The sequence below is a fragment of the Plectonema cf. radiosum LEGE 06105 genome, assembly GCF_015207665.1.
In the GTDB taxonomy this organism is placed as follows: Bacteria; Cyanobacteriota; Cyanobacteriia; order Cyanobacteriales; family Nostocaceae; genus Rivularia; species Rivularia radiosa_A.
Map to the genome: position 1 here is coordinate 1 of NZ_JADEWL010000061.1, position 24,261 is coordinate 24,261.

The window sequence follows — 24,261 nt, forward strand, 5'->3', positions numbered from 1 at the left end:
CCCCCCAACCCCGCTCCCTGCTCCCCCTAACCCTATTGCAAAAAGGAGACAATCATTATGACAATAACTCCAGAGCGAGAGCAAAAAGTAAAAATAGTAGTCGATAAAGATCCGGTGCCTACTTCTTTTGAGAAGTGGTCGAAACCAGGACACTTTGATCGCTCCCTTGCTAGAGGTCCGAAAACCACAACTTGGATTTGGAATCTGCACGCTCTTGCTCATGATTTCGATACTCATACCAGTGACTTAGAAGATGTATCTCGTAAAATCTTCGCCGCTCATTTTGGACATTTAGCAGTGATTTTTATCTGGTTGAGCGGGATGTATTTTCATGGGGCAAATTTTTCCAATTTTGAATCTTGGATGACAAATCCCACTGGTATTAAACCAAGCGCTCAAATAGTCTGGCCTATATTTGGTCAAGAAATTTTGAATGCCGATATGGGTGATGGCTTCCACGGGATTCAAATCACCTCTGGACTTTTCCAACTGTGGCGGGGTGCTGGATTTACAAATGCGTTCCAATTATACTGCACAGCCATTGGAGCCTTGGTAATGGCAGCATTGATGCTATTTGCTGGTTGGTTCCACTATCACAAACGCGCTCCCAAACTAGAATGGTTTCAGAATGTTGAGTCGATGTTAAATCATCACTTAGCTGGACTTTTAGGCTTGGGTTCCTTGGGCTGGTGCGGACACCTAATTCATGTTTCTTTACCTACTAACAAGCTGCTGGATGCTGGGGTAGCTCTTAAGGATATTCCTCTACCTCATGAATTCATCTTGAACCCTAGCTTGATGGGAAGATTATATCCCGGCGTTGATTGGGGTTTTATGAGTGGAGTGGTACCATTCTTTACTTTGAATTGGGATAGATACAAAGAATTTCTGACATTTAACGGTGGTCTTAATCCTACTACTGGCGGTTTGTGGTTAACAGATATAGCACACCATCACTTAGCTATAGCTGTAATGTTCATTGTTGCCGGTCATATGTACCGGACTAATTGGGGTATTGGTCATAATATCAAGCTCATGCTCGATGACCTGAGAAATCCGAATATGCTGCCATTTTTGAGCTTTATTGGTCCTAGAGGTCATAAAGGTCTTTACGAAGTCCTGACAACTTCCTGGCACGCTCAGTTATCAGTCAATCTGGCAATGTTGGGTTCTCTAAGTATCATAATTGCCCATCATATGTATGCGATGCCACCCTATCCATATTTGGCGACAGACTATGCCACGGTTTTATCTCTGTTCACCCATCATATATGGATTGGAGGCTTTTTAATAGTCGGTGCCGCCGCTCATGCAGCAATTTATATGGTGCGAGACTATGACCCGGAAATAAATTATAACAATGTCCTAGACCGCGTAATTCGACACCGAGACGCAATTATCTCTCACCTAGCTTGGGTGTGTCAGTTCCTCGGGTTCCATAGCTTTGCGATATATTGTCACAACGATACTATGCGGGCTTTTGGTCGTCCCCAAGATATGTTCTCGGATACGGGAATTCAATTGCAGCCTGTTTTTGCTCAGTGGATACAACATATTCACACAATGGCAATCGGAAATCTGGGATTACAAGCGGCTACACCTTTGGGGAATATGTTTGGGGGCTTGCACAATTTACAAACCTCTGGATTGGGAGTGACGGCTCCAGGTTTGCACGAGCCTGTAAGTTATGCCTTTGGCGGTGGTATTCTTGCCGTAGGTGGTAAAGTGGCAATGATGCCTATACCTTTGGGAACAGCGGATTTCTTAATTCACCACATCCACGCTTTTACAATTCACGTCACAGTGCTAGTTCTGCTCAAAGGTGTACTATTTGCCCGCAGTTCGCGCTTAATTCCAGATAAAGCAAACCTTGGTTTCCGCTTTCCTTGCGATGGTCCAGGTCGCGGCGGTACTTGTCAGGTATCTGCTTGGGATCATGTATTCTTGGGACTGTTCTGGATGTATAATTCTCTGTCGATGGTAATTTTCCACTTCTTTTGGAAGATGCAATCGGATGTGTGGGGGACGGTTGATGGTAATGGGGTAGTCACTCACATTACTGGTGGAAACTTTGCGATGTCATCGATTACGAATAACGGTTGGTTGCGGGACTTTCTTTGGGCGCAATCTTCCCAAGTAATCAATTCATACAATACAGCACTTTCTGCATACGGGTTAATGTTCTTGGCTGGACACTTTGTTTTTGGCTTTAGCTTGATGTTCCTGTTTAGCGGTCGTGGTTACTGGCAAGAACTGATTGAATCGATTGTTTGGGCGCACAACAAGTTGAAAATTACTACTGCGATTCAGCCCCGTGCTTTAAGTATCGTTCAAGGTCGGGCTGTGGGAGCCGCTCACTACCTATTGGGAGGAATTGTTACCACTTGGGCATTCTTCCTAGCACGAATGAGCGCACTTGGTTGAAGAAATTTACTCCTATCCCGCTAAAAAATTCCTGATTATATAACCGCAGAGGCGCAGAGAACGCAGAGGAAAGAGTTTAAAAGATATAACAATCAGGAGCGGGAAGGGAGTAAATAAAACTAATGATTTTTTCTTACTCAAAAACAATAAAAGTTTATGGCAACTAAATTTCCCAAATTTAGCCAAGACTTGGCACAAGACCCGACGACTCGTCGCATTTGGTATGCGATCGCAACTGCTCACGATTTTGAAAGTCACGACGGAATGACCGAGGAAAATCTTTATCAAAGGATTTTTGCTTCTCACTTCGGTCATTTGGCGATTATCTTTTTGTGGACATCGGGTATTTTGTTCCACGTTGCTTGGCAAGGTAACTTTGAAGTTTGGATTAAAGATCCACTCCACGTACATCCCATTGCCCATGCAATTTGGGATGCTCAATTTGGACCCCCAGCAATTGAGGCTTTTACTCAAGCTGGAGCGCATAATCCCGTTGATATTTGCTACTCTGGTGTTTACCACTGGTGGTATACCATCGGTATGCGGACAAATAATGAACTTTACGGTGGTTCATTGTTTCTCTTACTGCTTGCGGCTGTATTCTTATTCGCAGGATGGCTGCACCTCAGACCTAGATTCCGTCCCGGACTTGCTTGGTTTAAAAATAATGAATCTCGTCTAAATCATCACCTCGCAGGTTTATTCGGTATTAGCTCTTTGGCTTGGGCGGGACATTTGGTTCACGTTGCAATCCCAGAATCTCGCGGTATTCATGTTGGTTGGAATAATTTCCTGGCTGTGGCTCCCCACCCCAAAGGATTGTTACCTTTTTTCACGGGAAACTGGGGTATTTACGCACAAAACCCGGATACGGCAAATCATCTATTTAGTACGAACGAAGGTGCAGGAACGGCAATTCTCACTTTTTTAGGTGGTTTTCACCCGCAAACAGAATCGCTGTGGTTAACAGATATGGCTCATCACCACTTAGCGATCGCAGTAATTTTGATTGTTGCGGGTCATATGTACCGTACCAACTGGGGTATCGGTCACAGCATGAAGGAAATGCTCAATGCCAAAAACTTCTTTGGGCAAAAGGTGCAAGGACAGTTCAATTTACCTCACCAAGGACTGTATGACACAATCAACAACTCATTACATTTCCAATTGTCTTTAGCGCTAGCTGCTTTGGGCGTAGCAAGTTCTTTGGTGGCACAGCATATGTACTCGATGCCACCCTACGCTTTCATCGCTCGCGACTTCACCACCATGTCAGCGCTCTATACTCACCATCAATACATAGCTGGATTTTTGATGGTAGGGGCATTTTCCCACGCTGCTATCTTCTGGATTAAAGACTATGATCCAGAATTGAATAAGGATAATGTTTTAGACAGGGTTTTGAAGCACAAAGAAGCGATTATTGCTCACCTGAGTTGGGTGTCTCTATTCTTAGGCTTTCATACTTTAGGATTGTACGTTCACAATGACGTAGAGGTTGCTTTTGGTGCAGCGGATAAACAAGTTCTGATTGAGCCAGTATTTGCTCAGTTTATCCAGTCGGCTCACGGTAAAGCACTCTACGGATTTAATACTTTGTTGTCGAATCCAGATAGTATTGCTTCTACAGCATGGCCTAATCACGCTAATGTTTGGTTATCAGGCTGGCTAGATGCCATCAATAGTAGTACTAACTCGTTATTCCTCACAATTGGTCCTGGTGACTTTCTGGTTCACCATGCAATTGCTCTCGGTTTGCACGTCACCGCCTTGGTTTTAATTAAGGGTGCCTTGGATGCCCGTGGTTCTAAACTAATGCCGGATAAAAAAGATTTTGGTTACTCATTCCCCTGTGATGGTCCCGGTCGTGGTGGGACTTGTGACATCTCCGCTTGGGATGCTTCTTACCTAGGTATATTCTGGATGCTCAATACTCTCGGTTGGATAACATTCTACTGGCACTGGAAGCATTTAGCTATTTGGCAAGGGAATGTCGCCCAGTTCAATGAAAATTCTACTTATTTAATGGGCTGGTTCCGAGATTACTTGTGGAACTATTCAGCATCCCTGATTAACGGTTACAATCCCTACGGTACCAACAACCTTGCTGTTTGGACTTGGATGTTCCTCTTAGGACATTTAGCTTGGGCTGTGAGTTTCATGTTCTTAATCACTTGGCGGGGTTATTGGCAAGAGTTGATTGAAACTCTCGCTTGGGCTCACGAACAAACACCATTATCTTTTGGTTATTGGAGAGATAAGCCTGTTGCTTTGTCTATTGTTCAGGCTCGTTTGGTTGGCTTAACCCACTTCACAGTTGGTTATATTGCTACCTATGGGGCATTTCTAATTGCTTCAACGGCGAGTCGATTAGGTTAAATCAGTTAACAGTTATCAGCTAACCGTGATAACTGTTAACAATTAACAATCATTAAATGATTGTTGAAAAAGAAAGTTGTTAATATCATTATTTTTGCTGCAATTGTGACAACTTTCTGGAAATTTACATAGGACTTAGGCAACAACTAAAAATAAGCCTTTACGATTACTTTGCTTCCCTCGTAATGACATAAAATCCTAGTCTGTGTGTAAGTCCTAAAATAGTTAGATTATTTGAGTCGCAATATTATTAAAACGCAAAAAAATATTTTTAAGCTTTACAAAATTTGTCATTCGACCTCCTCTGACCTTTGAGCCAAAGCCTAACGGTTAGAGGATTTTCTTATTATTAATTAATTTCATAAATATTGATTTTTATAACAATTAAATATCAAATATTGTATTTAGAGACTATTTCTTTTTAAAATAAAAGATAAGAGATTTTTAACAAGTACAAAAACAATCAGCAGGTAAATATGGCTAATACCGAAACAGATTTGATAAAACCATATCAAGACAACCCCTTTCTTGCTAATTTATCCACACCAATCAACGATTCTCCCTTAGCAAAAGCCTTTATTAATAATTTGCCTGCCTATCGTAAAGGTTTAACTCCTTTTATGCGAGGGCTAGAAATTGGTATGGCTCATGGTTATTTTTTAGTGGGACCGGAGGTTGTAATTGGGCCACTCCGAGAAACTGCCCATGGAGCTAATTTAAGTGGATTAATTACGGCTATTTTTATCACTGCATTAGCGTGTTTGGGCATTTCTATTTTTGCTTTGACTACTTTTCAAGGAAATCCCCGTGGAGCTTATAACTCTTATTGTAAAGACCCTCTGAGACCATTAAAAACTCGTGAAGAATGGAACCAACTTAATGGCGGAGTATTTCTAGGTTCAATGGGGGGTGCTGTATTTGCATACTTGTTACTAGAAAATTTTGATGCTTTAGATGCCATTCTTCGCGGTGCAGTTAATATTAGCTGATGGCTAAAAACTAAAAATAAGAACGAAATTTTCAATACCTATTTACTTCTATCTCAACAGGAGAATAAATCATGGTGGATATGACGCAACTTACAGGAGAATACGCAGCTTCCTGGTTACCTTGGATAATGATTCCGTTAGTTTTTTATATTTTACCTTTCCCCGTTTTCGCTATTCTTTTTCTTTGGATTGAAAAAGAAGATATTGAAGAAGAAAGAACGGATGTTCCCGGTAATAAATTAATGGGTAATGTCATAAATATGGACTCATAATTTTCGTTTTTAATTGTGCTAGTTGTATAAGTCCTAACTTTGGTGTTGTGTTCTCGAAGGGAATTTTTCAATCCATTTACCGAAATAACGCGAAAAACCCGGTTTCCATACAAAATGGTTGTTTTTACTTCGATTGCATTGCTGGGTAAGGGTAGGGAGGAGGGAGCTTTGACTAGTAACCTTTTTTGTAGACAAGCAATGTCAATTCGGGACAATTGTCTATATTTTTTTGATGTATTTTATGCTTCGTTTTTTGCTAAAATCTTAGAAAAGCTTTCTTGATTGATATGCAAAAACCGTAGCTACATCAAGATGTTTAACAATCACGCGGATGGCTTAACCGTGTAAGCTTGTTGAGGGTTAACCGCTCCCATGCCCCCGTTGAAACAAGAAATAAAAGTCTAGACTTGTCTAGTTTTTATATAGCAGAGTGCATATTCAATGTCGTTGCGACTCGGAAATGTTCCAACTGCACGCTTATATTCTCCCAAAGCCATTTTTATCTCCATTTAACCCCTATCAAACTCGAATTTAAATCGACCTTGAGTTTGGACTATGCATCTATCTTTAGGAGGAATTTTTTGATGAAGTATTGCAGGTAGGGGACAATTACCCATTACCAATCACCAATTACCAATTCTTAACTGTTAACGGAAAACGCCCCTACGGTTGTTCGGTTCTACTACTTTCCTTCTTAAGACATATCTCGGTACACTCTTAAGAAATAGTGAATCACCAGTTTCTGAAGCTGTTAGTCGCTTTGAAATTAAGGGGTGAACTCCAGTGTATAAATATAAATGGATATTGCCGAGTTTAAAAGAAGTTTTAAGTCCAAGTCAAGCGACTAAAGCTGAATGTTCTTTACAGAAAGCACAACTGCAATGGCGTACTGCTTTAGCTGCTACTGAAGAGTTGCTGCTAAAATATTTGCCTGAAGTTGCATCGGATACAATTCAAGGATTGGTTTTAACTGCACCCGCTCCCGTGTTGTGCGAATCATTACTTAGGGGATGTTTACGGGCGGTAACTTTTACAGCAAAGCCATTTAATCCTCTGGCTTTGATGCCTTTTCATATGTCTTGCGATCGCAAAACAGCAAAAGAAAACACTTTTGATGAATTGGTGTTGCCTATACTGGAGGTAGATCCGCTATCAAAAGAACAGTTTTGTCTAGTTTTTACAGAAAAATTTTCATTAGTAATCGTTTTAACGGAAGAAAATAACAATAAAGGCAGCTTTTTATTTTCCTTTGATCCAGAAGTTGTTGAGCAAGCATGGCAAGCTCTTGCGGCTAGGGTAATGTTAAGTAATCCCGATTTATTCCTAGAATTGGATCGGTTGGTAGGAAAATATTATCCGAGTACACCTGACTATCGGATTGTGATGCAATTTAGTCAATTGTTGCTCGCAGAATATCCAGAATTAGAAGATAAAGGAACGAAGTTTCATTCTCAAGCAACGGGAGAGTCTAGAAATAAAGTTGAAGAAGTTAATTATCATAACTACCCCACTTCCACATCGACCAAACAATCATCTCGTTCGGATATAGAATTATTACAAGCTTTTGCTCATGAAGTACGTACTCCTTTAACAACGATTCGTACTACAACTCGTTTGCTGTTAAAACAAAAAGATTTGCCAGCTAAAGTTTTGAAGCGTTTACAATCCATCGATCGCGAATGTACAGAACAAATTGACCGCATGGAATTGCTGTTTAGAGCGGCGGAATTAGAAACATCTTCTACAGTAAATTCCCCAGGTTCCCCATTAACGGCAATGTGTTTAGAGCAAATGTTACAGCAAAGTATTCCTCGCTGGCAACAAGCTGCAAATCGGCGAAATTTAACTTTGGATGTTGTTTTACCGCAACAATTACCTACCGTGGTGACTAATCCCAATATGCTCGATCGAGTTTTGACTGGTTTAATGGAAAACTTGACTCGTAACTTACCTGCGGGTAGTCATATTCAGGTACAAGTAATTCAAGCAGGCGACCAATTGAAGGTACAATTACTACCTAACACGACTCTTGATACATCATCTGCGACACAACCCATTCGTAAAGCCATCGGTCAATTACTTACATTTCAGCCAGAAACGGGTACAATTAGCCTGAATTTAGCTGCAACTAAACATTTATTCCAGGCTATTGGTGGTAAATTAATTGTACGGGAACGACCCCAACAAGGAGAAGTATTAACGATTTATTTGCCTTTGGAAGGAGTAAATAATTCTAGTTCTTGCTTGGGTAAACTTGGACAATATGGTTTTAAAGTTAATACTGGGTAAATCAGTTATCAGTTATCAGTTATCAGTTCCGACGGTGTATGATTTGAGATCAGATAGGACGCATATCAATAGATTTTTGTCCACTGTCAACTGTCAACTGTCAACTGTCAACTGTTTATACTTGCTAAAAGTACTTTAAAACTAGAACCTTCACCGGGAATTGAAGAGACGGAAATACTTCCACCGCATTTTTGGAGTAATTTTTCTACAATAGTTAAACCCAAGCCAGCGCTTCCGGTTTCTTCATTAGCGACGGGACGCACTTTGTAAAAGCGGTTAAATATTTGGGAAATTTCATTTTCTGGAATACCTACACCAGTATCGCTAAATTCTAACTGGACGTAACCTTTTTGTGTGCGAGTTCTCACCCAAACTTGACCACCATTAGGTGTAAATTTAATGCAGTTAGAAAGAAGATTAATGACAATTTGTCTTAATCCACCACTGACACACCAAACATTCGGTAAATCATTGGGTACTGTATACGCCAGCATGATACCTCTTTCTTGTGCTAAAGGTTGATATGTGCTGACCACACCTGGAACCACCTCAGACAGGCATACAGGTTCTAAAGAAGCAGTTCCTAAATGACGCTCCAACTCGACTAAATCCATTGCACCAGTCATCAAATGATTTTGGCGATCGCACTCTCGTTTGATCATATCCAAATAACGTTGTCGTTGGGGTGCTTTGATGCTGGGGGAATTCAGTAATGAAAGGGCTGTCTTGATATGAGTTAAAGGTGCAAGTAATTCTTGAAATACGTTCCTTAAGTATTCATCTTTAGCTTGCAATTCACTACGAAGTGTTTGATTTTGCTGTTTGGAGTTTCTGAAGCGACTTTTAAATTTTCTAGAACTTATTTCCTCTTGTCGTTGAATTTGTGCAATCAATAATTGATTTGTTAATGCTGTTTGGGGTGTTTCAGGATAAATAAACTCGTTAGTTGCTAAATTAAACTCTTCTGAATGACTTATATTTTTTATTCCATCTACTACTCGTTGAATTATTTCACCATCAAAACAATGAACAGCTGGGAGGGACGGAATTTTATGATGATTTTTTTGATTCAAAATCCGCTTTTTCAGTTTTTTTTGGCGACGATGAGCCAAAATCAAGCTGCAAAACTCTGGAGATAAAACAATTAAAAAGTACTCTCGTCTGATTTCGCGATTATCTGTAAAAATTTGGACTAAATTATGGGATAAGTCGATTCGAGAAGCAGCAGACGACCAATGATAAGATTGTGAATCGAAATTATTGGTATCTGTTTTAATTTCTTCAACCCCAGCTAATTGACAATTATAAATAGTAGCATCACTTAAATGCTGTTGATAACGTTTTAATTCCGAATCCAAAATATTCATCAATGGAAATTTTACCACAATAGTCGCCGATATTTTTTGTTCAATCAGCAAATCAAATTGTGACCTGACCATTGATAGCAGAGTACCACAACTAAGAGTTAAATGCTTTGGAGGTGTTTGTACTTGCATCGCTAACTCATACAGAGATAAATTATCAGGTGGAGATAAATTCATAAGAAAATAAAAGAAGGAAAACCCAAGAAGTATACAGCAATAAATCATACTTTCTTAGATTCTCCCTCCTAAGTGTAATTTTTTTACAAAAACATAAGAATTTGGGAATAGGGTTAGGGGTTAGGAGTTAGGAGTTAGGGGTTAGGGGTTAGGGGTTAGGAGTTAACTATATTACCTTTAACCTTTAACCTTTAACCTTTCTGCTAAAGCTTCCCGTGCGTGTTCTCTGTCGTCGAAGTGGATTTTTTCCGTTCCAAGAATTTGGTAATCTTCGTGTCCTTTCCCAGCTAATAAAACTCCGTCTCCAGGTTGTGCTTCGATAATTGCAGTGCGGATAGCAGTAGCGCGATCGCAAATTACCATCGGTTTAACTGTGTCGGGAATTCCGTTTAAGACATCTTGTAAAATACTTTCTGGGTCTTCAGTACGGGGATTGTCGGAAGTTACTACGGCTAAATCGGCTAAATGGGCGGCGATTTTACCCATTTTGGGACGTTTTGTTTTGTCTCTATCTCCACCACAGCCGAATACACAAATCATTTTACCCGGAATAAATGGACGTGATGCTTTTAACAAATTCTCTAAACTATCGGGAGTATGAGCATAATCTACAATCACGCTGATATCTTGATTTGAGCTAATTTGTACTCTTTCCATGCGTCCGGGAACTCCCTCAAATTCGGGTATCGCGGCAGCTATTAATTGTAAATCTAAATCGAAGTGTAAAACGGCTCCTACCGCTGCTAGTAAATTTTCTAAGTTAAATTGTCCTACAAGAGGTGAACTAAAAGCTATATGCCCTTTTGGAGTATGTAGAGTACCGTTAACTCCATTGGGTTCGTAACTTAAGTCACTCATATATAAATCAGCGGTGGAATCGTTGACGCTGTAACTCCACACCTTGTTTTGATTTAAAGATTCTATTAATCGCTTACCGTAAGGGTCATCAGCATTAATAATTGCCCTTCCCGTGAGATAATCGGAACCGAATAGTAAACTTTTGGCAGCAAAATAATCTTCCATATCCTTGTGGTAATCAAGGTGGTCTTGAGTCAAATTAGTAAATACTCCAACTTCAAACTTGCAACCCAAAACCCTTCCTTGATCCAAAGCATGGGAACTAACTTCCATTGTCCCGAATTCATTACCAGCATCGAGAGCAGCTTTCAATTGTTTTTGCAACTCTACCGCAAACGGTGTAGTATAAGCAGCAGTTTGGACAAAACCTTTCCAGCGAGTGTAAAGAGTCCCCATCAAGGCAGCAGATAAATCGGCTTTGTTGAGAAAATATTCAATCAAATGGCTGGTTGTAGTTTTACCATTTGTCCCCGTTACACCAATTAACTTGAGCTTTTGTCCGGGATAATCAAAGAAAGCCGCAGCTAATTGAGCGCAAGCTTTAACCATATCCGCAGCCACAATCACACAAGGAGAATTTCCACCAACTCCCTGTTGATAAGGAGGAGCTAGAGGAGGAAATTTTTCCGCAGCTTGAGGAGAAATAATTACAGCAATAGCACCAGCTTTTATCGCACTTTCCCAAAATTCTCCGCCATCAACTCGCGTACCCGGCATTCCAATAAACACATCTCCTACATTAGTGGCATGGGAATTCGTCGTTAAACCTGTTACCTCAGCATCCATGGCTGGATGTTCGGGTAATTGAGAAATAGCATCAATAGCACCTAATAACTCTTGCAGTTTCATCTTATTAACCTCGTCAATTTAATTTTGGATTTGGGATTTTGGATTTTGGATTATCTAAAAAGATTAAAGATGGTTGATTGGGGATTTTGAATTGTCATCATCCCCAACCAAGAGGCTTTTTTAATCTAAAATTTCCCATCCAAATCAGTCACACACATTGCTTGGGGTTATTTTGCAACATTTTTCATCATATACAAATAGTTAAATATACGAACGGAGAATTTTTTCTAACTGAGTAACGGAAGTACGAGGAGAAGAGCGGGGAATTGTTTGTAAATTATCATCTTTTACTACATATAACACGGGTACTTCATACTGATAAGCAGCAAACCAATCTTCACGAGTGGTGATATCTCGAACCTCCAACTGTAAATAGGCAAAATCATCAGTTTGCATTATGGTTTGCAACTTTTCCTGTAAACCCTCGCATAAATGACATCCCGGTTTGCTGTATAAGATTAGTTGCATCATAATATTACGACAAAGGAAACAATCTCAAATCTCATCACTCCTAACTCTACCTCTTGTTGAGTGTTAGCTGATATTTGGGAATTATCAATACTAAAAACTGTAATTGTAGATGATTTTTCTAGCATGACTAAAAATTCTATCACCATCGATAAAAATATTTATGAATCGCTCAAGCGAGAAAATAAGTATTTAAAGGATAAATTACAACACACCGAACAAATATTACAACTTGCAATCGATAATGTCCCACATTCCGTGTTCTGGAAAGATAGAAATTCAGTTTATCTTGGTTGTAACCGCAATTTTGCTGAAGATGCTGGTATTAACAAACCGGAGGATATAGTAGGTAAAAGCGATTATGATTTACCTTGGACACAAGAAGAAGCAGATTACTATCGGGAATGGGATCGGCAAGTGATGGATAATGGTATTCCCCAAGCAAATATTATTGAAACTCAAGTACAAGCAGATGGAAACCTATTTTGGGTAGATACAAGTAAAATTCCTTTACGGGATAATGAAGGTAATGTGGTGGGTATTCTCGGTATTTACGAAAATATTACCGAACGAAAACAAGTAGAAGAAAGTCTCAAAATATTAGAAAGAGAACAATTTATCCGCAGTATTTACGATGGCATAGAACACAATATATTTGTCATCGACATTAATCCAGATGGTGAATTAATTTGTGTAGGTATTAACTCTTTTGGACTGCGGATGATCGGTTTATCAAATGCTGAAGTTGTTGATAAAAGTTTAGAAGAATTATTTGGTATTGAAGCAGCAGCGGAAATACATTTAAAATGTCAACAATGCATAGAAAGCAGTGCTGCTATTACTTATGAAGAATCTCTTATATTACAAGGTAAAGAAATTTGGTTGTTAACAACTTTGAATCCGATCAAAGATAATCAAGGTAAAATTTATCGTTTAATTGGAACGACATTTAATATTACTGAACGCAAGCAAGCAGAAGAAAAACTCAAAGCTAGTCAGCATTTTATCCAGCGTGTTGCTGACTCTTCTCCAAATATACTTTATATCTATGATATTGAAGAACAAAGAAATATTTACGCAAATCAAGAAGTTGCGTTAATTCTTGGTTATTCTACCCAACAAATTCAAAATTGGGCAAATGAAATATTGTTTAAAATAATTCATCCAGAAGACTTGGAAAAAATCATGTCTCAGCAACGGTTAGTTATTGCTGCTGCTGATGGTGATATCTTAGAACTTGAATATCGTATCAAAGATTCTCATGGTGATTACCATTGGCTTTTCGATAGACAAACGGTTTTTTCTCGTAAAATAGATGGTAGTGTTAAACAATTTTTGGGTGTTGCAACCGATATAACTAACCGTAAATTAGCAGAAATGGAAGCACAACAAAAAGCTATTGAGTTAGAAAAGACTTTACAAAAATTACAACAAACTCAAGCTCAATTGATTCAAACTGAAAAAATGTCTAGTTTAGGTCAAATGGTAGCAGGTATTGCTCACGAAATTAACAATCCTGTAAACTTTATTCATGCTAATCTTCCTTTTGTTGACGAATATTCCCAAGATTTATTAAAAATTTTAAACATTTATCAAAAACATTACCAAAATCCAGTAAAAGAAGTTCAAGAAGAAATTCAAAATATAGAACTTGATTTTATTAAAGAAGATTTGACAAAAATTATTAAATCAATGGAAGAAGGTACACGACGCATTCGTGCAATTGTTTTATCATTACGTAATTTTTCACGTCTAGATGAAGCTGAATTCAAAAAAGTAGATATTCATCAAGGGATGGAATCGACGTTAATGATTTTACAAAATCGCTTGAAAGCTAAACCAGATTTTCCCGGTGTTGAAGTGATTAAACAATACGGGAATCTTCCTTTAATTGAATGTTACCCTTCTCAATTAAATCAGGTATTTCTGAATATTTTAGCTAATGCAATTGATGCTTTAGAAGAGGAATTTATTCATCATCATAATTTAATTCCTAAAATTAGTATTTATACTCAAAAAATCAATGGAAATACAGTTCAAATACGTATTTCTGATAACGGTTCCGGTATTCCTCCAAATATCATCTCAAAACTTTTTGACCCATTTTTCACCACTAAAGAAGTAGGAAAAGGTACGGGATTAGGTTTATCAGTTAGTTATCAAATTATTGTAGATAAACACGCTGGAAATTTATCTTGTAATTCTATACTTGGTCAAGGTACAGATTTTATCATTGAGATTCCTGTTTTTCAGGTTAAAGGTTAAAGGTTAAAGGTTAAAGGTTAAGATTTCTCTAGCGAGCTTTCCGGTATGTCCTTGCGGACACGCTGAGCCGCACGCTTTCGCGTGAACGCTAACGCACTAACTCCTAACTCCTAACTCCCGTAGAGACGTAGCATTGCTACGTCTCTACAATTCCTAACTCCTAATCTAAAATTAAAAACCCCTCTCAATCACGAGCGGGGTAATGTGAACTTATATTACACAATAAAAGCCGTTTTTGATCTAAAACATATTCATGATGGTGATGACGCTAGCGCCGGTAAGCATCACCAAAAACCCCATGAGTAAGGATTCTTTTAAAACATTTGGAGTTTTTGATTCATTCATTTTTTTTACAATCCTTTGATTATTATTTTCTTAGATTATCAACAACCGTATAATTATCTACAAATTAGCTATAAAAATTTATTAAAACTTAAAATTGCTTAAATTTACTTAGTAATTACTAGTGTATTTACCCTTGACTGCTTGTGTAAATCAAAATACTTAACTCCGACCGAATGGAAGCACCTTTATGCGGTAAAATTACTTTATTCCTGCTATGTAAGCATTTGAGCGATTAATTGTTATGACCATTTCCCCAGTATCTACTAATAAGAGCAATTTAAACCTCGAAGAGTTGAACCAAAAATACGAAACTGCTCATCCAAGAGAAATTTTGGCATGGTCTGTGGAGAATGTTTCAGAAGGATTGGTACAAACCAGCGCTTTCAATGTTGATGATATTGTAATTACTGACATTCTCTATCGGGAACTCAAACAGCAAACACCAGTAATTTTTCTCGATACGCTATTCCACTTCCGCGAAACTTTAGAATTAGTGGAAAAAGTTAAGCAGTTGTACAATGTAAATTTAAAAGTTTACAAAAATCGGGATGTTGATAGTCGCGAAGCTTTTACTGCTAAATATGGTGAAGCACTTTGGGAGCAAGACATTACAAAATTTCACGACGTTACTAAAATTGAACCTCTGCAACGAGGTTTAGATGAACTTGATACCGTTGCTTGGATAACCGGACGCAGACGTGATCAAGCGGTAACTCGCGCAAGTATGCCGATATTTGAATTGGATAAAAAAGGTCGTTTAAAAATTAATCCTTTAGCTACTTGGACTCGTAAAGAAACTTGGGATTATGTGGGCGAACACAAAGTAATTTATAATCCTTTACATGACCAAGGTTATCCCAGCGTTGGGGATGAACCCATTACTACCAAAGTGGCAGAAGGTGAAAGCGAACGTGATGGACGTTGGCGTGGTACTGGAAAAACCGAGTGTGGTATACATATTTAAGGGTTAGTGGACAGTTGACAGTTGACAGTTGACAGTTGAGATCAAATTCATCTGTCGATTTGCCAAAAAAACTTAGTACACTTCTAACTCTTTTCTTTGTCTTCCTCGTCTCCTGTTAAGAGTTCCCTTCCTAAACTAAGTATGTTCGTTCGCTGTTAACCATCAACTAACAACCATCATGTCCACTGTCCACTGTCAACTGTCAACTGTCAACTATGATTAAAATCCTTCACCTTTCCGATATTCACATGGGAAGCGGCTTTACCCACGGACGTGTTAATCCAGAAACTGGTTTAAATACACGTTTAGAAGATTTTGTCAAAACTTTATCTATATGCATTGACCGCGCTATCTCAGAGCAAGTCGATTTGGTGTTGTTTGGTGGTGATGCTTTTCCCGACGCAACGCCGCCACCTTATGTACAGCAAGCTTTTGCGGGTCAGTTTCGTCGCTTGGTTGATGCTCAAATTCCGACAGTTCTACTTGTAGGGAATCATGACCAACATTCTCAGGGACAAGGTGGAGCGAGTCTATGTATTTACCGCACTTTGGGTGTACCTGGTGTTGTTGTTGGAGATACTTTAGATACGCACAATATTCAAACTCGTAGCGGTGCGATACAGGTCATTACTTTACCTTGGTTGACTCGTTCTGCTTTAATGACACGTCAGGAAACTCAGGGTTTATCTATTGGAGAAATCAATCAACTGTTAACGGAACGTTTACAAGTTGTATTAGAAGGGGAAATCCGTCGTCTCGATCCAGATGTACCAATTGTACTTTTAGCTCATTTAATGGCAGATAATGCTAATTTGGGTGCAGAACGTTTTTTAGCTGTAGGTAAAGGCTTTACTCTTCCTTTATCTTTGCTGACACGTCCATGTTTCGATTATGTCGCTTTAGGACACGTACATCGTCACCAAAATTTGAATAAATCCAATAAACCTCCGGTGATATATCCCGGAAGTATTGAACGAGTTGATTTTAGTGAAGAAAAGGAAGATAAAGGCTATGTAATGGTAGAAGTTGAATCGGGTAGCGCAAAATGGGAATTTTGTCCTTTATCAGTCCGTGCTTTCCGTACCATCGAAGTAGATGTATCCAAAACCGAAGATCCATTAACGGCAATCTCGAAAGCTGTAGCCAAAAATAATATCGAAGATGCGGTTGTTAGGTTGGTTTACAAACTGCGTTCGGAACAGTTGGATTTAATTGATAATACTTCTCTACAAGAAATACTAAATCCAGCCCATACTTACACGATTCATCCAGAATTAGTTAGTCAATTAGCTCGCCCTCGTCTTCCAGAATTGAGTGCGAGTAGCAGCATTGACCCAATGGATGCATTAAAAACTTATTTAAACAACCGTGAAGACCTCCAAGATATTGCTAATCTCATGTTAGAAGCAGCACATAATTTATTAAGTCCCCAGGAAGAAGAATTGTTTGATTCAGCAGACAATGAAGTTTCTATAATTAATGAAAATACACAGTTACGTTTATTGTAAATATTGTTGACTGGTAATTGTTGACTGTTCCCGAACCAACTCTATTACAAGTGTTGAACCGGACATGATATGATATGTATTTTTTTGCAAGTAAACTTTTCATGTTAAATATCAAAAGATTTACCAAAAATTCGTATAAATACAGCATTTTTTAATTTATATTTTTACTGTATAAACTGATTGTGTGATATTACTAAGCTAGGAATAAATAAAATTAATTCCTACCTCCCACATTCCCTTAATTCAGCTAGATTTCAGTCATAATAAGTGACTCACTTTTTCCGAGTCACTGTTATTTAAATACAATGATGTACCCGAATCAATGATTAATGGTGGTGCGTCATTAATTCATTGATGAACTGTTAATAGAATTAAGCAAAAATGAATAATATTTTTAGCAATGTTAATTTTGATATCTGCTTTTTAAAAACCTATCTTGCTATTTTAAAAAATAGAGAAGTTGTCAACTATCGAGAGCAAACAAGAAAAGTTATTGAAAAAGCAACAGAAGAACTAGCCTTTGATTTTCAAAATACCGATTTAGATATTAATGATATATTTACTTATTTAACAAACCATTTACAACAAAATCCGGAAATATTTGGGAATGCATTTGCTTTTTCACCTGAAATACATTGCTCCTGTCCTTTCGTCTTTAGAGTTAAAAATGGATTTGAAAGTAGAGATATCGCAAAGGAATTTGGTTACAGTAAAACTGTTTGGTATGAGGTTCCAGTAAAGCAAAGGAAAGCTGTCTGGAGCGTTCCTTATTTTGATATTGGCAAAGCTGGTGAGGATATTCTTTTAACAACTTATTCTATTCCAGTATTTAATAAACATTCTATGTTAATTGGCGTAATTATCAGCGACCTTTTACTGGCAAAATTAGAAGATATTCAAAAAATAGAATAGTAATCAGTTAACAGTTATCAGTAAACAGTAAACAGTCATTAGACTATTGTTCACTGATAACTGAATGGCACAGATACTCGAATAATAATATCAAGTTCAGATGATTAGTTATTATTCGCTGTTGACTGGTTTAAATTACAAGGAAGTGGTGTTAGAAGTCGGGTTTTTAGGATACATATCTGTAGTAACAGATAATTTTGATAAAAACCCGACTTCTGTGTAGAAAATTCAAACCCCTACTGAAAATTCATCTGTCTTATAGGATGATTGAGAATCATTTACCGTACTCAAAACTTCCAATATCAACAGCCTTATCTATTTTTCGCTGTTTTCCATCCTTATCAGTAGTTAAATAATTGGGAATTACATTCGTACCAGTATCAACTGCTGGAGAATCAGAAGTTAGATGGTAATCGTTAGTCTTTGAATCTACAAAGCCTATTGATTTAACCTGAAGATTGTTTGTTTCTTTCAAGTTGTTGACTCCATTACCTTGTACAAAAAGTTCGTCAAGACTATCTGTAAACAAATTGTTGTCCAAAATTACATCATCTGCATCTTCAATGAAACCATTGCGGTAGCTGGGATTTGCAAAAATATTGTTGCGTAATACCACATTAGAGATTTTATCACCTTTAAAGAAGTCACTACCATCAATTACAAATGATTGAACATTTCCCGACAAAGTATTGTTAGTAATTTCCACATTCTTGACGTTGCTACCCACCATTATTCCTGCACCACTATTTATACCCTGTTTACCATTACCGTAAACCACATTGTTAAAGACGCGAATATCTCTAACATCACCGATTCGGGGTTCTTCATCATTAATTACAATTCCTTCTGCAACATTGTCGTAAACAACATTGTTGTAAACATCGATATTGAAAGTGTTAGCACGATTACCATCAATATAGATAGCAGGTCCCCCATTATAGCCTCCAGGTGTACCAGAAACTTTTGCAACATCCGTCACAGTATTATTGTGGATGGAACCATTCCGAGAACCTGTTTTAGCATCGATACCCTCACGTTTTCCTTCTTTGACTATATTGTTCGCAACTTCAAAACCATCTACACCCCAAATACTCAAAGCTTCTTGAGTCCCTCTAGTATCTCCTCTACCTGTCCATCTCCAATTAGCTCGTTCAATTGTGTTATCTACTACTTTGATGTCTTTACTCGTAACTTCAGCTTCTCCACCTTTGTAGTAACTATCAGGTAAAACAATAATACCTGAAGCACCAGTCTCAAATGTATGATTGTTCTGCACAATCATATTATTCGCATCTCTTAGGGAAATTCCTGCCCAGGATGTATTCTCAATTCGGAACCCATCGATAATCCAATAACCTTCACCAGCAGACTGAATTACACCCTCTCTAAAATCCCCTTTGATCGGATCTGGATCTTTTAAGGTTACTTTACCATTTGCTTTTAAGGTAATGTGACCAAGTTCTTGATTACCTGATTTATCCAGGGTAATTAACTCTGTATACACACCGGGTTGTACTAAAACTGTATCCCCAGCTTTCACCGCAGAGTCTTTACTTACAGCATAATCGATGGTTTTCCAAGGCTTTTCTTTTGTACCTGGATTCTCGTCGCTACCATTCGGTGAAATGTAGTATTCAGACTTCTCACTAGGAGAATCTATTTTCTCATCCATGGGAACGAATTCAATGTAATCAAAGCGAGCAAATTCACCTACATTCATTTGTGCTTCAATCTCAAAAGTATCACCAGGTTGCAGTTTAATTTCCGAATGAGTCAACCGAGAAGTTAAAGTTTCTGCAACAGCAGCATTTCCTGGTAAGTCTTTATCGAATAAAAAGCTTTGAGTCTCACCTGCAACTGTCACTTTAGCTGAGGAAACTCCATCATTTTCATCGTAAAAACCGACATTTACCTGATAACTTCCAGCTTTACCGTTGAAAACACCTGTTGCTGTTCCGGTATCGCTACCGACAAGAGAGATATGTTTCCCTCCTGAAGATGCATTATTTGACTCAATTAAATAACTGCTTAGATTCAATTCTTCGGCTTCGTAACGTAAAATGTCCTCTTCTAGGGTAGGTAGCATTGAAGAATTAGAGGCATTTTGTGAATCTCCAGAAATCAAATTTGTTCCTTCTAATGCAGAATTAGGAACTAATTGTTGAGAGTTTGCAATCAAAGATGATTCACTGTTAAGCGGTGTGTCGAAATCATTCATGAGTAATTTTTTCTCCTGAAAATGAGTTCGGCAAACGCACACTGATTTTTTGTTCGGACACTTTTATTTTTAACAATAAAAATCCGCTTTACAAGTTATCTTAAATACCTCTTTCTATAGAAAATATGTATAAATACTCAGAAATAAATACTTATATAAACACATCTAATCGATTGGTTTTTATGGAAATTTGTGACTGAAAAAACAAGCAGTATAAATACTTAGATAAAATGAGCTTGATGATTTTTTTCATGTTGTATTTATGCAAAAAATATTTTTATTATTTGTGTAAATTCCCATACTTTAAGGGATTAGAGAATTTAAAAATTTGTAATAATTGATTTACACTTCCCGAATAGCAAAGTCTTAATTTATCTCACAAAAATATTATAAAAATTAACAATATGCAAAATTAGTAATCAAAAAAAAGCTGTAGAAAGTCTAGGATAATGTATTTCTGTAGGTAATATTTTTTTGACTTTAGTATTTCTGATAATAAAAATACCTATTGCAGTTACCAAATTAATAATCTGAATAGTCTAATTTCTTGGAAGGTATAATATGAATTACGATGAACTTGTAACAATCGCAACTTTTACAAACTCTATTGAAGCATCCCTGGCCCAACAGCAATTAAAAGCCGCAAGAATCAGTTGTATACTTGCCGATGAAGCGACAACTAATTTTGCATGGCATTTAAGCGTTGCTGTGGGCTGGATTAAGTTAAAAGTGCATCGTGCAGATATAAATAATGCAATTGATATTCTTACAGCTACTAATATTCCATTCCAAGCTTTTGATGATGATACTGCTGATGATGAATTTGAAAAAATCTCACCCGCAGATCAAACCCTCGAAACAGCTTTCCGCTCTGCTGTCATTGGTTTAATCTTTTTCCCCTTACAGCTTTATTCCCTGTGGTTGTTGGGTGTATTACTCTTCTCTGGGTGGGGTATTAGTCGCGATCGCTATTTGAAAGCAACAATCACCATCATCTTAGATATACTGATAATTTTCATTTTTTGGCAATTTATCGCTTTTTTATTATAAAGTTTTGTTACATTTTACAGAATTTTCCCGATTTGCTTGCGAAACATCTACAGAGCTTTCTGAAAAATACATCAAGGAGTGAGTTATGTAAAATTTGTTGGCATTGGAATTGTAGACTTTTAAATGCAAAGGGATACAGAGTTTTGATATTTCTGGTGTTACATCCAGAGAAATTATATTTAGAGACGATTTGAGTAATTTAGTCATCAAAATTTTTGAAATATTAGTAACTCATTATGAACCAGAATATATCGGAAAAATTGCCGCTGAAAATTTTGTTGATTGACAATCATGAATTGTGTTTGCATGGAACGTTTAATGTACTAACCTCTACATATGCAGATGCAGAAATTATTACAGCTAAAACAGCGGAAAATGCTTTCAAACAAATCTCGACATTCAATCCTGATTTAGTAATTATGGATATTAATATATCTGAACAGTGTGACAAAAAAGCAACTGTTGAGACGGGAATGCAGATGCTCAAGAATATAATGCAAAACTATCCTCAAGTAAATATTGTCATACAAAGCGCTTACATTAAAGCTTTAGTCAGGATGAGATATGAGATTAGTTCTCACTCTGGAGGTTTTACAGTAGTTGATAAAAGTCTCTGTGTAGAAGAGATGTTAAATAGAATCAAATGGGCTTTACAGGGAATAACTCATATTAAAGACATTCCTCAGATGAATTTTGGATTGGAAGAAAAACCAGAGTGGTTAAAACTGCTGACTTTAGCTTATCAGGAAGGGTTACAGGATAAAGCAATCGCTCAACATATTAGTGTATCCGAGCGGATGGTACGTCACTATTGGTTTAATCTCCAAGAAGCTTTAGGTATTGATAGTGAAGAATTGAAAAATCAAGGAAAAAATCTCCGCATGATTACTAGAATTCGTGCCAGGGAAGTCGGTTTAATTGATTGAAATATACTATACCTAAGCTGCTTGACTAATTTGTAGATAAATGGTATATGGAATGGGCATTAGCCACAGGGCATTAGCATGGGGCATTAGGGATTAGATTATTATATAAAAATAACGGTGTTGCTCAAAAGATGTATGAAAATGATTTTGCGTGATTTTGAAAACCTTGGGAGAGGTGATATATCTTGGGAGACGTGATATATCACGTCTCTACATTTTAAATTCATACTTAAATTCAGCAACGCCAAAATAATAATGCTTAACCTTTAACCTTTGACCTTTGACCCTTAATAGCATGGATCTTAAATCATTAGAATCTAGATTAAACGCCAGTGTTGACCGTATCGGAATATGGTGGTTAATTGGAGCAGCTGTAGCGACGATCGCACTATGGCAAATACCATACGGTGATTATATTTTATACCCATTTTCTATTCTGGCTACTTGGTTTCACGAAATGGGTCACGGTTTAGCAGCCATACTATTAGGGGGAAACTTTCGGCAACTACAAATTTTTCCTGATGGTTCTGGTGTTGCACAATACAGCGGTAGATTTGGTCCGATTGGTATCGCTTTCGTAGCTGCTGCTGGACCGATGGGACCACCGATTGCAGGTGCGATGTTAATTTTGGCATCACGCAGTTTCAAGATAGCAAGCTTAAGTTTAAAAATACTAGGCGGATTTTTACTATTTTCAGTATTAATTTGGGTACGTTCCTTGTTCGGAATAGTCGCAATTTTATTATTAGGTCTAATTATCCTGGGTATCGGTTTGAAAGCGAACCGTTCGTTTCAAGGATTTAGCATTCAATTTCTTGGTGTCCAAGCTTGTATAAGTACTTATCATCAACTTGATTATTTATTTACCCGTACCGCAGGACCTTTAGGACTTTCCGATACAGGACAAATACAAAGACAATTGTTTTTACCTTACTGGTTTTGGGGTGGACTAATGGCGATCGCATCTCTTGTCATTCTCGTACAAAGTTTAAGAATTGCCTATAAACAGTGAACAGTTGACAGTTGACAATGAACTCCGGTGGTACTAACTCCCGTACAGACGTAGCAATACGCCCCGTCTCTACAATTCCTAACTCCGGTGGTACTAACTCCGGTGGTACGAATTGATTTACCCAAACGGTTGTCCCCAAAGTTTCCAATTTTCTTTGTTAAAAGGGGATTTCCATTTTTGAATCAAGGCTAATTCTAACTTTTGTCGCGCCCTGGTAGCTGAGGGTGTATCCCACCAAAAAGCGATGTTAACTGCTGTTTTCAAACCGTATTGATAATTTAAATCCTGATATTTTTCAATATACCGCTTACAATCATGTATTCCCTTCCAGCGATGATTCGATTTACAGGTTTCACCGACATACAGCAGTAAATTAGCAGCCATATCAATGACAAAATAAAGACAAGCTTGACCGGGACTGTCTGCTGGTAATCTATAAAATGACAACGAACACGGTTTTAGTTCAAACGGATCTATTATATCCGGGTCAACCTGTGTTGATGACATTTCAAATAAAGCGACTTGCACTATAGGTTCACTTGTTCTCACTTGTTGTTGATGGACGGATATTTGCTTTTTCCATTTTTTTAAAGCTTTCACATCCATCAATAACACGGGAGTTCTGTTAATTATCGCTCCCTCAATTTCCGACAGTGAGAACAAATCAAGTTGATTTGTTTTCATTTACATTCCCACAGAATATAGCTAAGAAATGTTATCACTATTTTGTGATTTATCAAACACCTCAAAAAGTTAAAAATATAACCATTCTATTGCCGCCGTATAATTATCCATCCCTCATTATCTCTTCCCTCAGCGCTCTCTGTCTTGAAAAGTTGCGACCCTTGGGGGTACCCCAAGACCGCACTTTGTGTCGCTGTCGCGACACGCTGCGCGAACGCTGCGCCTCTGCGGTTGTTTTTCTATCAGTAATTTATACCAAAAACTCATTAATTAATTGTATAAAATTATTATTGAATTTAACTATGAAT

At 37.7% G+C, this 24,261-nt stretch carries 18 protein-coding genes; 13 read left to right on the forward strand and 5 right to left on the reverse strand.

Going from position 1 to position 24,261, the window contains the following annotated elements; genetic code table 11:
• The first annotated feature begins 114 nt into the window (after positions 1-114).
• The 5 genes from psaA (at position 115) to IQ247_RS17755 (ending at position 8,353) form a co-directional block, all read left to right on the forward strand.
• Positions 115-2,424 carry a photosystem I core protein PsaA gene (gene psaA, locus IQ247_RS17735; protein ID WP_375341236.1) on the forward strand — a complete coding sequence of 770 codons (2,310 nt, stop codon included), beginning with the start codon at positions 115-117 and terminating at the stop codon, positions 2,422-2,424.
• Positions 2,425-2,580: 156 nt separating this feature from the next.
• Positions 2,581-4,803 (forward strand): photosystem I core protein PsaB, encoded by a 2,223-nt coding sequence (gene psaB, locus IQ247_RS17740; protein ID WP_193922316.1) that lies wholly within the window; start codon positions 2,581-2,583, stop codon positions 4,801-4,803.
• Between the two features lie 476 nt (positions 4,804-5,279).
• Positions 5,280-5,792, forward strand: coding sequence for a photosystem I reaction center subunit XI (locus tag IQ247_RS17745; protein ID WP_193922318.1), 513 nt, complete (start codon positions 5,280-5,282; stop codon positions 5,790-5,792).
• Between the two features lie 71 nt (positions 5,793-5,863).
• Positions 5,864-6,064 carry a photosystem I reaction center subunit VIII gene (locus IQ247_RS17750; protein ID WP_193922320.1) on the forward strand — a complete coding sequence of 67 codons (201 nt, stop codon included), beginning with the start codon at positions 5,864-5,866 and terminating at the stop codon, positions 6,062-6,064.
• A gap of 783 nt (positions 6,065-6,847) precedes the next feature.
• On the forward strand, positions 6,848-8,353 hold the full coding sequence (locus IQ247_RS17755) for a histidine kinase dimerization/phospho-acceptor domain-containing protein (RefSeq protein WP_193922322.1): 1,506 nt from the start codon (positions 6,848-6,850) through the stop codon (positions 8,351-8,353).
• A 107-nt stretch (positions 8,354-8,460) separates the two neighbouring features.
• On the opposite strand, the gene IQ247_RS17760 is transcribed toward IQ247_RS17755, so the two are convergent.
• The 3 genes from IQ247_RS17760 to IQ247_RS17770 all read right to left on the reverse strand — a co-directional run bounded on the left by IQ247_RS17760 (position 8,461) and on the right by IQ247_RS17770 (position 12,069).
• Positions 8,461-9,894 carry a DICT sensory domain-containing protein gene (locus tag IQ247_RS17760; protein WP_193922324.1) on the reverse strand — a complete coding sequence of 478 codons (1,434 nt, stop codon included), beginning with the start codon at positions 9,892-9,894 and terminating at the stop codon, positions 8,461-8,463.
• 177 nt (positions 9,895-10,071) lie between these two features.
• Entirely contained in the window at positions 10,072-11,601 is a 1,530-nt protein-coding gene (locus tag IQ247_RS17765) for a UDP-N-acetylmuramoyl-L-alanyl-D-glutamate--2,6-diaminopimelate ligase (protein WP_193922326.1), read from the reverse strand.
• 201 nt (positions 11,602-11,802) lie between these two features.
• Positions 11,803-12,069 (reverse strand): glutaredoxin family protein, encoded by a 267-nt coding sequence (locus IQ247_RS17770; protein ID WP_193922370.1) that lies wholly within the window; start codon positions 12,067-12,069, stop codon positions 11,803-11,805.
• A gap of 126 nt (positions 12,070-12,195) precedes the next feature.
• On the opposite strand from IQ247_RS17770, the gene IQ247_RS17775 reads away from it, so the two are divergent.
• From IQ247_RS17775 to IQ247_RS33165, 5 genes are all read left to right on the forward strand, one after another.
• Positions 12,196-14,334, forward strand: coding sequence for a PAS domain-containing sensor histidine kinase (locus IQ247_RS17775; RefSeq protein WP_193922328.1), 2,139 nt, complete (start codon positions 12,196-12,198; stop codon positions 14,332-14,334).
• A 586-nt stretch (positions 14,335-14,920) separates the two neighbouring features.
• Positions 14,921-15,643: a phosphoadenosine phosphosulfate reductase gene (gene cysH, locus IQ247_RS17780; RefSeq protein ID WP_193922330.1), complete on the forward strand. Its 723-nt coding sequence runs from the start codon at positions 14,921-14,923 to the stop codon at positions 15,641-15,643.
• Positions 15,644-15,858: 215 nt separating this feature from the next.
• Positions 15,859-17,151 (forward strand): exonuclease subunit SbcD, encoded by a 1,293-nt coding sequence (gene sbcD, locus IQ247_RS17785; RefSeq protein ID WP_193922332.1) that lies wholly within the window; start codon positions 15,859-15,861, stop codon positions 17,149-17,151.
• A gap of 381 nt (positions 17,152-17,532) precedes the next feature.
• Complete coding sequence (locus IQ247_RS17790; RefSeq protein ID WP_193922334.1) at positions 17,533-18,063, forward strand: cache domain-containing protein; 531 nt, start codon at positions 17,533-17,535, stop codon at positions 18,061-18,063.
• A gap of 100 nt (positions 18,064-18,163) precedes the next feature.
• Positions 18,164-18,286 (forward strand): hypothetical protein, encoded by a 123-nt coding sequence (locus tag IQ247_RS33165; protein WP_265579695.1) that lies wholly within the window; start codon positions 18,164-18,166, stop codon positions 18,284-18,286.
• A 51-nt stretch (positions 18,287-18,337) separates the two neighbouring features.
• Here the strand turns inward: IQ247_RS33165 and IQ247_RS17795 are convergent, their stop codons facing one another.
• Entirely contained in the window at positions 18,338-20,281 is a 1,944-nt protein-coding gene (locus IQ247_RS17795; RefSeq protein ID WP_228059837.1) for a right-handed parallel beta-helix repeat-containing protein, read from the reverse strand.
• 561 nt (positions 20,282-20,842) lie between these two features.
• Here IQ247_RS17795 and IQ247_RS17800 point away from each other — a divergent pair.
• The 3 genes from IQ247_RS17800 (at position 20,843) to IQ247_RS17810 (ending at position 23,269) form a co-directional block, all read left to right on the forward strand.
• Positions 20,843-21,331 carry a putative signal transducing protein gene (locus IQ247_RS17800; protein WP_193922336.1) on the forward strand — a complete coding sequence of 163 codons (489 nt, stop codon included), beginning with the start codon at positions 20,843-20,845 and terminating at the stop codon, positions 21,329-21,331.
• 236 nt (positions 21,332-21,567) lie between these two features.
• Entirely contained in the window at positions 21,568-22,257 is a 690-nt protein-coding gene (locus IQ247_RS17805) for a response regulator (RefSeq protein WP_193922338.1), read from the forward strand.
• Positions 22,258-22,552: 295 nt separating this feature from the next.
• Complete coding sequence (locus IQ247_RS17810) at positions 22,553-23,269, forward strand: M50 family metallopeptidase (RefSeq protein ID WP_193922340.1); 717 nt, start codon at positions 22,553-22,555, stop codon at positions 23,267-23,269.
• Between the two features lie 117 nt (positions 23,270-23,386).
• On the opposite strand, the gene IQ247_RS17815 is transcribed toward IQ247_RS17810, so the two are convergent.
• Positions 23,387-23,953 (reverse strand): GIY-YIG nuclease family protein, encoded by a 567-nt coding sequence (locus IQ247_RS17815; protein WP_193922341.1) that lies wholly within the window; start codon positions 23,951-23,953, stop codon positions 23,387-23,389.
• Between the last annotated feature and the right edge of the window lie 308 nt (positions 23,954-24,261).